This window comes from Companilactobacillus mishanensis (assembly GCF_003946505.1).
In the GTDB taxonomy this organism is placed as follows: Bacteria; Bacillota; Bacilli; order Lactobacillales; family Lactobacillaceae; genus Companilactobacillus; species Companilactobacillus mishanensis.
The window spans coordinates 38,552-50,877 of the sequence record NZ_RHON01000011.1 but is presented as its reverse complement, the minus strand read 5'-3'; the positions used below and the strand labels follow the sequence as shown (position 1 = coordinate 50,877).

Sequence of the window (12,326 nt, the reverse complement as noted above, 5' to 3'; positions counted from 1 at the left end):
GTAGTACTACCTTGTCCAGATTCATACATTGAAATTGCCTCTAATTTTTGGTCAATCGTATATTTGGCCATAGAAAAGCACCCTCCTAATTGTCTCCAATTAAGAGGGTGCACTTCAAGGTCACTTTTGTGACCCCGTTTTTTATTCAGTAATATAATCCAAAATCCGAAACATAACTTCTTGATTCTCGCCTGGAACTGGATAATCAAGAATATCTTGAGCAGTCTGATTCAACTTCGAACCTTCAATATATGGAAAGTCATTCACGACCATTTCCCTAACATTATCTGGCATTGGCTCAAAATGAAATTGAAGTCCTACTATCTTATGGTTCAAGACGAATCCTTGATTTTTAACTAAGTCACTTGAGAATAACAGCTCTGCTTCGTCCGGTACTTCGAACATTTCTTCATGCCAATGTAATGCTGTCAACTTCTTTGGAATACCCGAGACGGCTTCACTCTTTAAATATATCGGTGCCCAACCTACTTCCTTAGCTGGTGCTTTACTTACTGGATAACCTAGTGTTTTAGAAATTTGTTGTGCACCGTAACAGGCTCCGAACATTGGCTTATTTTGCTTCAACATTTCTGCAATCAACTTACGTTCTTGTTTGACCCAATCCAAGTCGTCATTGGGACTCATTGGTCCACCTAGGATAACCAACATGTCTGTTTCTTCAGCTGTTGGTAATACTCCACCAAATTGGTATGGATGGTAAATGTACATTTCGTGTCCGTGCTGTTGTGACAAAAGTTGAATCGAGCCTGGCCCTTCATTTGGCGTATGCTGTAATACATTTATTCTCATATATTATTTACCTGATAATTCTTTATCTTTATTGATTGTGGCATCTATTCCTTTTATCACTGTCGAAATAAACGCATTGTCTTCTAGTTCTACTAATCCTGCAACGGTCGTACCACCTGGTGACGATACATTGTTGATCAAAGTCCATGGTTCTTCCCCAGTCTCTTTGATCATTTTGGCACTTCCTAGTACGGCTTCAGCGGCTATTTTAGTAGCCAGATCCTTATTCATCCCGTTCTTGACTGCACCTCTGGCAATACTGTCGATGAATAAATAAGCATAAGCTGGGGAACTTCCGGATATCGCTGTGAAAATACTGAACTGACTTTCTGGCAATTCGTAGACTGTACCAACTGATTCAAAAATTTTCTTAACATCTGCTTTTACACTATCTTCAACATAATCATTGGTACACAAAGCAATGGCCGCTTCACCAACAACTGCATTAATATTAGGCATGATACGAACGATTGGTGTTTTAGCCGGCAATGCGGCAGCCAAAGTGTCTAGTTGCAATCCGGCAGCAATCGAGACCACGGTTTTATCTTTAAACAATTCGTCTTTGATACCACTTAAAATTTGTGGTGCCACTTTGGGCCCGACGGCTGTAATAACAATGTCTACTTTAGAAAGCATATTTTCAGCTGAGTCAGCCACACTGACGTTCAATTCTTGCTTCAACTTTGCGGTGGCGTCGGCGTTTATATCAGTCACAAAAACATCATTTGATGGAACCAGTTTTGAGCTAACAATTCCGTTTACCAAAGCAGTTGCCATTTTACCTGCACCAATAAAACCAATTTTCATATCATATTCCTCCAATACTAATATATTAATAATAATGATATACCGTTTTCATAGATTTATCATTATAATTCTTGTTATGGAGGAACACTTATGCAAATCGAAAAAGTGAGTTCACAAGATATTGATCAAATAATGAGAATCGAACACGAAGGATTTAATGAAGCAGAAGCTGGATCACGAACAGGCTATCTGGAACGAATTCAAGTCTTGAAGGACAGCTTTTTGGTGGCTAAAGAAGCTGATAAAATCATTGGCTTTGTTGTTGGACCAATCACTGACGAACGATTTATTGAGGATTGGATGTTTGAAAAAGCGACATCCCCTGTTAAGAATAACGGACACCAATTAATTTTCTCGATTGCAATCGATCCTAACTTTCGCGGACAAGGAATTGGAAGTACATTGCTATCTGCTTTCGAAAAAAATGCTCAGTCAATGAACTGCATCAGTGTATCGTTGACCTGCCTCGAAGATAGAATTAAGTTCTACGAAAAAAATGGCTACCAAAATATTGGACTGGCAGAATCAACCCATGGCAATGAAACTTGGTATAATATGGAAAAAATAATCCACTAAAATTAAAAGCCAATTCTCAATTAAAGAGAATTGGCTTTATTTATACATGAATAACTAAACTTAGAATCCTGATAACAACTAGTGAGACTAAAATATAAATCAATGCCTGAACTAGGAATAATACAGAAAATACGATCATTACTGACATCCAATTTAGCAGTTGAATCTGCCAACCAAACATGACTGCCAACGTTGACAATAGCAACAGCACAGTCCCCCATGGAAGCAGACCTTTTTTCACAGTATTAAAATCCTCATCACTCAAATCGTATCCGGTGCTAGAAATCATAATTAATAACACTAAGTAAAAAATAATCATTCCCCAACTTGCATTAGCGAAAATTGTCATGAAATTATCGAATACACTAGTCGCAAGTTTCGACAGTGAAGTAAATTGTGCAATATCTGTCGATTGTAAGACTCCTGAAAAATCAAAAGTCGTCCCTAGAAGAAATTTCTGTAATAAATACAGAGCAATTGAACACATATAATAAGGAGCTAATCCAATAAAAAAGTTCCCAAGTCGCTGATAAATATTATTCTCACGCCAGGAATGTTCGACGGACCCTAAAGTCCCATTCTGTGCATAATGAAAATTGAGTAGCTGTATCTTGGTAACCTTATGACCAAAAATGATAGCAAACAATGCGTGCCCAGATTCGTGAATAGCCACCCCTAGTCCACCGACTACAAGTTGACTATTCGGTCCTAGATTATTGACTAACATCCCTTTGGAAACGTGACCTAACCACGATGCAATCAATGCTGTGAAATATGGTACTGCGGTGAATACTAAAACAGTTCCCACAATCCACCGTAAATAATCATTCCAAAATTCCAATTAACTATCCCTTTCTGTCGATGGATCAAGAATGCCATCCAATTTTATTTTCGACTTAGGCAGCCAAATAATAAAATTGGAATCTGACATATCCGGAGTCATATTAAAGTATTCTTCAATATTAACTTGGATTGAATGGTTAGGATTATTTCTCGCAATCTCCTCACCATGCTCTTGCCAAATTTGTTCTTGCATATTTTGAATATTATCAGGAAGTTTCCCACCACCTGAAAATTTATACCAATTTGCCTCAGGAATTTCAAAATGTGTAAATCCCTGGGATTCAGTCAAAGTATCAACACCAATTATATACTGGAAACTATCTTCACCCATGATGCTTATACCATAGAAATGCGGATCATCTAATCTAGAAATAGTGACCAATTTTTCCAAAGTACCATCCTGGCTGAATTGTTGCCAAAAATCAGAAATTTCGGCTCTACCACCAGGTAAAGTTCTTTTGATTCCCAATAAGTTGAACGATCTCTTTTGACTTTCCATAGTAGACCTCCAAAGTATACGTTACTAAAAAGAGTAATCTCATTATAACAATTTTTTGTGAAAATACGAACATATGAAGAAGTTAATATATTTTTATACCGATTTTGCAGTATTTAATATAGTACAAATTCTGTATTATTTACCATATGTGCAAAACAGCATAATAAAAAACTACCACCATACCAGCTATAATTATCCAATTATTCTGAGAGAGAATCTCTTTATTTGAGGATCATTACAACTGAACATGGTGGTTTTTTATTACTAAAATCGATTCACAATTTGGGAGGAAATCATGCGACTTATATTTATTTTAGTAGTACTAACAACTTCAATACTATTTCTATTCGGATTGTTTTCCGAACGAACAACAGCCGCCATTGGCGAAGTTACCGAGGATACAAATTTACCAGAAGATACCCAAAAGGAAGCAATAATAGATTCTTTTTTAAGTAAATCTGAAATTGAAATCAACGACAATAAAGATGTAAAAGATCAATCACCATTATCTCCTGAACCAAGGAGCTTACTACGAGAAGAGCGAGTGAAACCTATGCACGATGAATCATCTCCAGCATTTAGGGTTATGGGTTGGTATTTTAAGGCAGGATACTCACTTCAGCCTAAATATGAATATTGGTTAGTTGCTGGCAAACCATACGTGTTGAGAACCAAAATCGCTAAAAACTCGGCTAGTTTTATCGATACTGAGTATCACTGGTATCAATACAAAGGTAATGATTACTGGGAACAATTGAAACATGAGCACAGTAAAGAAATAACATTTGAAGCAGATCATGAAGAAACCAGATACTATCAGGCAACTGCTCAAGTGTGGCCATCGATTTTCAATCCCCTACTTTATTCCAGAATGACGAAAGTTAATTTTCTTCCAAAACCAGTTGAAGCAAAAGGATTGAAACTTACATCGGATTCAGACTACATATACGTTGATAAAGAACTTAATTATCAATCGATTTTTTTGGAAGCAACCCCTGATCCAATAAATGCAACAGGAGAAATATTGTATTCTGTTAAAAATTCTCAAAAATCATTAGCAACAATTGACCCACATACTGGAGAACTCTTTCCAAATAAAAACGGACAAGAGGGCGATATCGAGGTAACCGCGACATTAACAAACGAAAAGCCTGATAATGCGGACAAACACTACAAAAATAAAATAACTGCAACAAAAGTTATTCATGTTACCCACTTACTTACGGGAGATACGCAGGTCTACCAACATACTCCTGCAAATTATCAAATAAATGGAAATTTCAATGAAAAAGATTTTAAAATTGATTGGTATAGAATTGAATCATCAGGTAGAACTTCGAGCATACCAAACAATTCAACAAATAAATACTCGATTCCTTCTACGGAAATAGATAATGACGACAACATAGAAATTTTTGCTAAAATTTCTGAGCGAAACTATAAACCACCTGTAGATGAACAGGGAAATCCAATTCTTGGTTCCGATGGAAAACCAATTCCTCAGAAGATAGTGGAAACTAACCACATTAGATTAAATGTAGTTTCATCCAGTCCAAATATCCGTTCATCTTATTACATCGAAAATTCAAATACTAAAGAACGTGGTGAAAAACTTGCAAGAGTTAAGGTAGGGGATAAGTTAAGACATGACATAACTTTTGCTGATTCTTCAACTGGAGATTCCAAGTCTTTCGCAGGTCAACGCGGAGAACTAATTGTATTTTTAAGTCAAAACGAAAAAATCGACGAAACTGGAGTAATAAATTTTAATTATGACAAAATAATAAAAACAAAAATTAATAACCGCCCCGCTGTTAAAGTAAGTGGGCTAATAGTTCCTCCATTAAATGGTGGGACTTTCACTATTTCAACGGAAATAATAAATAAATCCGAGAAAGAATTTGTTTATAAACCTAAATACAGTATAAATACAAAAAAAACGAAAAACTATGAAACTAAAATCAACACTACATATGCTGATTTTAGTGAAGATAAAATCACTTTTAAACCTGTTAAAAAAATACCTTTTGGAGAACATCTCAAATTAAGTCAGGTTTTGTTAAGCCCTATAGTCAATAAAGATACTCCGCCCTACTTTGTTGAAATCAAGGATGATAGGCGTATTAAAGATCCACGCAGGATAACCGTGCGTACAGAAGGTAACTTCTACCGTGAAACGTATTCTAACAAGAAAATCTTTGCACATATGTTTTTAAAACTTCTTAAGCTAAAAGATGTCAAAGAATCAGAAGAATGGGAAGAATCAGGAATAAATCTGAACGAGAATTACACTGTGATCAATAGTGACTACAATGAAACAATTGAATCTATCCCGTGGTCAAAATTCAAAGGGCTTAGATTATTCATTGAAGATTTAAATTATAATCCGGGAAACTACAAGACTCACTTAATATGGGATTTCAATAACGCTCCCTAAAGTAAAAGACTTCAGAATTTTCTGAAGTCTTTTTTGATTTGAAAATATTAATTATATAAATCATTTTTATTAACATCACCTATACCAAAATATACTAATTTGGCAGTATCATCTCTTAACTTCAGCGTGTAAAATACTGGAAAGAATTATCTACGTATACCAATTATCTCGTATTTCTAATACAAGATTTAGAAAGGATGATGATATGAAGCAGAATTCACTAATTGTCGTTACCGCTTTGGTAGTGTCCCTACTCTTCGGATCACTACTGATTACGGAGTCATTAGTAAATGGCGATATCAAAGATGCAACAATTGAGGAATCAGACTTAACCAAATATTCTGATGGCGAGACTGCTTCTAATAGTGTTTCTCCACAACATACACCTTCAGATCCTGCTGGAATCGCTCTTGGATTAATTTATCGTCCCGGATTCAAGGTTCAACCTAAAGAAAATTACTACGCACAAGTCGGAACTAATGTAAGGATAAACACTAAGTTTGTGAGAGTGCAGACATTATTTGGTTCTGTAAAATATAATTGGTTTTTATATGAGCCTGGGAGTTCCAATTCATGGAATGGAAAAATCAAGGAAGAACAAAGCTACATTGATTTGTCCTCAACCAGCCCAACTACCAAGTACGTACAATTACGCGCAAATAGCTCATTTTATGACTATTACTCTAATATGGCAGCGGTCCACTTTTCAGAAAAACCAATTGATGCCAAAAAACTAGATGTCTCACTCGACACGGACTACTTATCCATCGACGACAAATTTAACAAAGAAAGTGCATTGGCAACTGCAAGTCCAGATCCAATAGATTCCACTGGTAAAATCACCTTTTCTACTAAAGATAATAATCTAGTTAATGTCAACCAGGAAACAGGTGAAATAACCTTATCTGGAACTAATGAAACTGGAGTCGCAACGATTAAGGCCACAATAAAAAATTCAGATAATACAGAAGTAAGCGGAGAAGCCCCAATCACAGTCGGACATGTTTTGACTGGTCCCAGCACTGTCTACGCCGGTAAAGATGCAAAGTTCAAATTAAATGGAAATATTAATACCAATGAATATCAAATTGATTGGTATAAGTTAGTTGGAACAAAAGAGGTCCCAATAGCTATTAATGGAAGTAAAGAACTCACGATTCCGGTATCAAAAGATGATAATGGTACAGAAATACGTGCAAAGCTTAAGCACAAAAGCAAAATAAATACCATTGTAACTAATTCAATTAAGTTAACGGTGAAAGACATCCGACCTGTTTTCGAAGTGTACCAATTTATTGGAAGTCAGGCCAGTAGCATATTCTTTTCGCGTGAAAAACAAATTGCTGATTTAACTCCTGGATTTGGTTTGATACATGCACTAATAATCACTGACCAATCCGAGGACTCAAATATTTCATGGCGACTGGGAACACTATATGCACCCATAAGTAAAAATGAAGATGTCGTTAGTGTGGAGATACAGAACAAACTTCAAAAGTATGAAGTCAAAGAAATAGATGGCAAAAAAACACTAGTAATACCTGATTTTGGAATCAAACATAGATCAGGCGTTGAGATAAAAATACACACAAAAGTATCAAATAAAATTACGCAAGAATCATTCGAATATAACCCCTCTTTTGTTGCTACGGATATAGCTGGAAATGAATTCATTGTTAGGTTTCCAAAAAATACCGCTACTTTCCAAATGCCAGAAGTACCTGAAGAAACACCAGATCCAGATGACGGTAAAATTGATATGACCCCTTCAAAAATCGAATTTGGTAAACATCCCAAACTCAATAATCGTGAAATCCATATTGTCAAAAAGGCAGACGACCTTGAAATGGTTAAAATTGAAGATACCAGAAGTGAATACAAACCCGTTGAACTATCAGTACAGTCAGAAGGACCATTTCATAAAGTTGGGATGCCCAACACAGAAGCACCAATAACTTTCCGATTTATAACAAAATCAGGAAATGAGGTGGACTTAAGGAAAAATGTAGTCCTAAAACAAACAGAAGAAGGACAACCTCTCCAATCAATCAACTGGAAAGAGTTTGAGGGACTAAAAATATACATACAACATAACCAATTCGATGATGGAAACTACACAACTTCCCTCTTATGGACAGTCTCTGATGTCCCCAAACAAAAGTAAATTATTGAGAACAAAAATATAACTTCTGTAAAACACTTCCCCCACCAAATAAAAATCGTTAAAATATCTGATCTTTTGGCCTGATTTTGAACTTCCACAATTCCAGCACGAAGGGCAGGTTCGCCGACGGTTCAGCCGTGGAGTTTATCTTGCGACGGCAAAGGCCGTTGCTAGATAAAAGCTGCGATTTGGGACCGCACTTTGGCCCAGAATCCAGCTCATGGCGTTCCAACCGTCACCGAACCTAACCGAAGTGCGGCAGTCTTTGAACGTATAAATAATTCAGCTCATTTTGGACAACCAATCAAGGAATACAAAAAAATCTCAAGCCTCAGCAAAAGCTGAAACTTGAGATTTTTCAATACCAAAGACTACTGAATATCAACATAAGTCAAACCAAACATCTTACTCAAATCAGTAAGTTGTTCAGAATCAACAGCGAATGACAATACAGTATGGTGACCACCACCAAGTGTCAGCCAACCTTCAGCACCCTTCTTCCAACCTTGTTTTGGAGTCCAAAGTTGTTTAGCAACTGGTAGGAATGGTGTTTCTTTTTCTGGCTTGTTTCCAGTAACGTCGTATGACATCATCTTGAACTCATCACCATAGTCAGCGATAGTAACGTCGACTGCATCGCCTGTTGAACCTGTAAATACAAGTCTTGCGGGATCGTCTTTTCCACCAATGTCTAGTGGATGTACTTCAACACGTGGTTTGTCAGAAGCGATTGAAGGATCAACTTCTAGCATATGTGAACCAAGGATTGCTTCGTGACCTTTACGTAGATCCAATGTGTAATCTTCCATGAATCCTGTTTGCTTGTTGTGAGCGATGATCTTGATCAAACGGTCGAGAGCAGCTGTCTTCCAGTCACCTTCACCGGCAAATCCATAACCTTCTGCCATCAACAATTGAACGGCTAATCCAGGTAATTGTTCGAGACCACGTAGGTCTTCAAAGTTTGTTGTGAATGCTGTGTATCCACGGTCATCCATGAACTTCTTGATTCCGAAATATTCACGGATTTGATACTTAGTATTGTGTTCAAATTTTTCGTCGCCATTATCGCCGGGAACGAAATCATATTCTTTTTGAAGTTCAGCATATTTAGCATCAATGTCTGATTCAGAAACTGCATCTACTTCATCAGCTAATTCACCGATACTCCAGTAATCAACTGTCCAACCAAATTTGATTTGTGCTTCGATTTTATCACCATCTGTAACGGCAACATTACGCATTTTACCAGCGAATGAAACAACTTTGATACCGAATGATTCGTTATAACCAACAGCAACATCCATCCATTTAGCAATTTGTTTTTGAATATCTTCGTCACCCCAGTAACCTGAGATGATTTTGTTATTCATACGTAGACGGGCATTGATGAAGGCATATTCACGGTCACCATGAGCTGATTGGTTCAAGTTCATATAGTCAAAGTCAATTGTGTCATAAGGAATGTAATTTAGTTTTTGTGTTGCTAGATGTAGCAATGGTTTTTGAAGTAATTTTGTACCACGGATCCAGTTTTTAGCTGGTGAGAATGTATGCATCCATGTGATAACACCGGCAACTTTATCGTTGTAGTTAACTTCTTTCATTACTTTAGTGATGTTTTCTGCTGTTGTAGCAACTAACTTGAACTTAACTGGGTAAGGTAGGTTACCTGATTCGTTCAATTTTTCAACGATTTCTTTTGCATCTTCTTCAACATGTTTTAATGTTTCTGGACCATATAAAAATTGACTTCCTGTAATGAACCAAAATTCGTAATCTTGCATTTTTTTCATGATAAAATCTCCCTCAATTTTTTTTATTAGTTTTCAGCATGTGCTGCGTGATCTTTTGATTTGGCATTATTTTGACCGTAGTAAGCATTCTTACCATGCTTGCGGTAATAATGTTTGTCTAGCAAGTACTGTGGTACTCGGATATTGTCACGTGTCAATTGCAAAGCGTGATAACTGATTTCGGCAGAAACCTCTAGAACTTTTGCATTATAAACTGCTTTATCAGGTGTGGCTCCCCAAGAAAATGGTCCGTGTTGACTTACCAACACTGCTGGAACTGCGTTGTAGTCGATGTGACGTTCATTGAATGTCTTCACGATAACTTTTCCAGTATTTTCTTCGTAAGCATCTTCAATCTCTTGCTTAGTCAATGGATCTGAAACTGGCACGTCTCCGTAAAATGTATCTGCGTGAGTTGTACTTGCTGCAGGAACATCCATATTAGCTGAAGCAAATGAAACTGCCCATGGTGAATGTGTATGGACGATCCCACCGATGTCTGGAAATTCATTGTACAAAACTGTATGAGTTGGTGTATCGCTTGATGGGTTCATGTTACCCTCAACTACTTTTCCATCAAGGTCAACAACTACCATATCCTCGGGCTTCAAATTTCCATATTCAACACCGGATGGTTTGATAACGAATAGTCCTTTATCACGATCAATTCCTGACACATTTCCCCAAGTGAATGTAACCAAATCTAACTCAGGCAAACGCATATTAGCGTCGTATACTTCTTGTTTTAGTTTTTCTAACATTGATTCTTTACCCTCTTTAGTCTTTTATTGAATCTCCAGCTTGTGCTTCAACTGGTAGACCAGCTACATATTTCTCAGTAAATTCTTCATATCCTTTGACACCTTCTGGTTCAGGACTCAAAGTCATACTCTCTGGATTGCTGAAAACTTTGTGATCTAGGTAGTCATCTAAGTTTTGACCACCATTATCTTTGGCGTACATAGCAAGAACTGCCATACCCCAAGGACCACCTTCACCGGCGTTACCCATAACTGTTATCGGAATGTTCAAAGCGTTTGCCAAAACTTGTTGTGCGACAACTTGAGTTCTGAACAATCCACCTTGAGCGATCATGACATCAGTCTTGATATTTTCTTCATCACTCAAGATGTTCATACCAATCTTTAGTGGAGCAAAAGCGGCATACAATTGAGTTTGAATGAAGTTAGGAAGATTGAAATTACTATTTGGTGTACGGACGAATAATGGACGTCCAGCTTTGATATCAGTGATATTTTCACCAGATTGATAACTGTAGTTAACTAAGCCACCAGCATCTGGATCAGCTTTTGTAACTTCGAGGAACAATGCTTCGTACAACTTGTCAGGTGTTAGATTGACACCTAATCTAGCCGCGAATTCACTGAACAATCCGGCCCATGCATTGATATCTGATGAACAGTTATTAACGTGGACCATGGCGACTGGTGAGCCGTCTGGTGTCATAACGATATCAATATCACGATGAACATTCTTCATAGCTTTTTCCAAAACTACCATTGAGAAAGCTGATGTACCGACGGAAATGTTACCTGTACGTTTGCGGACACTGTTTGTTCCGACCATTCCTGTACCAGCATCCCCTTCAGGAGGAGCAATTATAGAACCAGCTTCAAGATTGCCATTTGTATCAAGCAACTTGGCACCTTCAGCAGTTAACTTACCAGCTTGAACGCCGGCTTTTTCGACTGTTGGAAGGATATCTTTGATATTCCAGTCATATTTTTGAACTTTGTCTAATTTAGAAAACTTTTCTAACATTTCCTCATTATAAGTACCAGTATTTTCATCAATTGGGAATGCACCTGAGGCATCACCAATTCCTAATACCTTGGCACCTGATAATTTCCAAGTAACATATCCAGCCAATGTTGTAATGAAGTCGATATCTTTTACGTGATCTTCATCATTCAAAACAGCTTGATAAAGATGAGCCACACACCAACGTTGTGGAATGTTGAAATTGAATTCTTTAGTCAAAGCATCAGCAGCATCAGCTGTGATGTTGTTACGCCATGTTCTGAATGGAACTAGTAAATTGTCTTTATTATCGAAAGCAAGATAACCATGCATCATGGCACTGATTCCTATAGAATCGATTTTCTTCAAAGTCTGATGGTACTTACTTTGAACTTCAGCGGCCATTTGTGAGTAACTAGTTTGAACACCCTGCCAAACCTGGTCGATCGGATATGTCCAAATATTGTCAACGTATTGGTTTTCCCAATTAAAACTACCTGAAGCGATAGTCTTAAAATCTTCTGTAACCAAGACTGCTTTAATATTTGTTGATCCTAATTCGATACCTAGAGATATTTTTCCTTCTTCAATTGCTTTAGATATTTCTACTAAATTCATTGAAATCTCTCCGTT

The 12,326-nt window shown here is 37.1% G+C and carries 10 protein-coding genes; 3 read left to right on the top strand and 7 right to left on the bottom strand.

All coding sequences use genetic code 11. The features are described 5' to 3' along the window. Positions 1 to 141 precede the first annotated feature (141 nt). On the bottom strand, positions 142 to 810 hold the full coding sequence (locus EKM63_RS10285; RefSeq protein ID WP_125706343.1) for a type 1 glutamine amidotransferase: 669 nt from the start codon (positions 808 to 810) through the stop codon (positions 142 to 144). Between the two features lie 3 nt (positions 811 to 813). After that, on the bottom strand, positions 814 to 1,617 hold the full coding sequence (gene proC, locus EKM63_RS10280) for a pyrroline-5-carboxylate reductase (RefSeq protein ID WP_125706341.1): 804 nt from the start codon (positions 1,615 to 1,617) through the stop codon (positions 814 to 816). Between the two features lie 90 nt (positions 1,618 to 1,707). On the opposite strand from proC, the gene EKM63_RS10275 reads away from it, so the two are divergent. Beyond that, entirely contained in the window at positions 1,708 to 2,193 is a 486-nt protein-coding gene (locus tag EKM63_RS10275) for a GNAT family N-acetyltransferase (protein WP_125706339.1), read from the top strand. Between the two features lie 40 nt (positions 2,194 to 2,233). Here the strand turns inward: EKM63_RS10275 and EKM63_RS10270 are convergent, their stop codons facing one another. Then, positions 2,234 to 3,034 carry a hypothetical protein gene (locus tag EKM63_RS10270; RefSeq protein ID WP_125706337.1) on the bottom strand — a complete coding sequence of 267 codons (801 nt, stop codon included), beginning with the start codon at positions 3,032 to 3,034 and terminating at the stop codon, positions 2,234 to 2,236. Then, positions 3,035 to 3,535 (bottom strand): GyrI-like domain-containing protein, encoded by a 501-nt coding sequence (locus EKM63_RS10265; RefSeq protein WP_125706335.1) that lies wholly within the window; start codon positions 3,533 to 3,535, stop codon positions 3,035 to 3,037. Positions 3,536 to 3,830: 295 nt separating this feature from the next. Between EKM63_RS10265 and EKM63_RS10260 the strand changes: the two genes are divergently transcribed. Both EKM63_RS10260 and EKM63_RS10255 read left to right on the top strand, forming a co-directional pair. Next, positions 3,831 to 5,972, top strand: a complete 2,142-nt coding sequence (locus EKM63_RS10260; RefSeq protein WP_125706333.1) for a hypothetical protein — start codon at positions 3,831 to 3,833, stop codon at positions 5,970 to 5,972. A 205-nt stretch (positions 5,973 to 6,177) separates the two neighbouring features. Next, positions 6,178 to 8,136 carry a hypothetical protein gene (locus EKM63_RS10255; RefSeq protein ID WP_125706331.1) on the top strand — a complete coding sequence of 653 codons (1,959 nt, stop codon included), beginning with the start codon at positions 6,178 to 6,180 and terminating at the stop codon, positions 8,134 to 8,136. A gap of 371 nt (positions 8,137 to 8,507) precedes the next feature. Here EKM63_RS10255 and araA read toward each other — a convergent pair whose 3' ends face one another. Genes araA through EKM63_RS10240 form a run of 3 tightly spaced genes read right to left on the bottom strand, consistent with a single transcriptional unit; the run spans position 8,508 to position 12,311 of the window. Further along, positions 8,508 to 9,932, bottom strand: coding sequence for an L-arabinose isomerase (gene araA / locus EKM63_RS10250; protein WP_125706329.1), 1,425 nt, complete (start codon positions 9,930 to 9,932; stop codon positions 8,508 to 8,510). Positions 9,933 to 9,958: 26 nt separating this feature from the next. Beyond that, entirely contained in the window at positions 9,959 to 10,693 is a 735-nt protein-coding gene (locus EKM63_RS10245) for an L-ribulose-5-phosphate 4-epimerase (RefSeq protein ID WP_125706327.1), read from the bottom strand. A gap of 16 nt (positions 10,694 to 10,709) precedes the next feature. Next, positions 10,710 to 12,311, bottom strand: coding sequence for a xylulokinase (locus EKM63_RS10240; RefSeq protein WP_125706325.1), 1,602 nt, complete (start codon positions 12,309 to 12,311; stop codon positions 10,710 to 10,712). Positions 12,312 to 12,326: the final 15 nt, after the last annotated feature.

What these genes read in the sequence shown, in the direction of transcription:
- EKM63_RS10255 (WP_125706331.1), top strand. Translation starts at nt 6,178, where the DNA reads ATGAAGCAGAATTCACTAATTGTCGTTACCGCTTTGGTAGTGTCCCTA.
- EKM63_RS10285 (WP_125706343.1), bottom strand. Translation starts at nt 810, where the DNA reads ATGAGAATAAATGTATTACAGCATACGCCAAATGAAGGGCCAGGCTCG.
- EKM63_RS10265 (WP_125706335.1), bottom strand. Translation starts at nt 3,535, where the DNA reads ATGGAAAGTCAAAAGAGATCGTTCAACTTATTGGGAATCAAAAGAACT.
- EKM63_RS10245 (WP_125706327.1), bottom strand. Translation starts at nt 10,693, where the DNA reads ATGTTAGAAAAACTAAAACAAGAAGTATACGACGCTAATATGCGTTTG.
- araA (WP_125706329.1), bottom strand. Translation starts at nt 9,932, where the DNA reads ATGAAAAAAATGCAAGATTACGAATTTTGGTTCATTACAGGAAGTCAA.
- EKM63_RS10260 (WP_125706333.1), top strand. Translation starts at nt 3,831, where the DNA reads ATGCGACTTATATTTATTTTAGTAGTACTAACAACTTCAATACTATTT.
- EKM63_RS10240 (WP_125706325.1), bottom strand. Translation starts at nt 12,311, where the DNA reads ATGAATTTAGTAGAAATATCTAAAGCAATTGAAGAAGGAAAAATATCT.
- proC (WP_125706341.1), bottom strand. Translation starts at nt 1,617, where the DNA reads ATGAAAATTGGTTTTATTGGTGCAGGTAAAATGGCAACTGCTTTGGTA.
- EKM63_RS10275 (WP_125706339.1), top strand. Translation starts at nt 1,708, where the DNA reads ATGCAAATCGAAAAAGTGAGTTCACAAGATATTGATCAAATAATGAGA.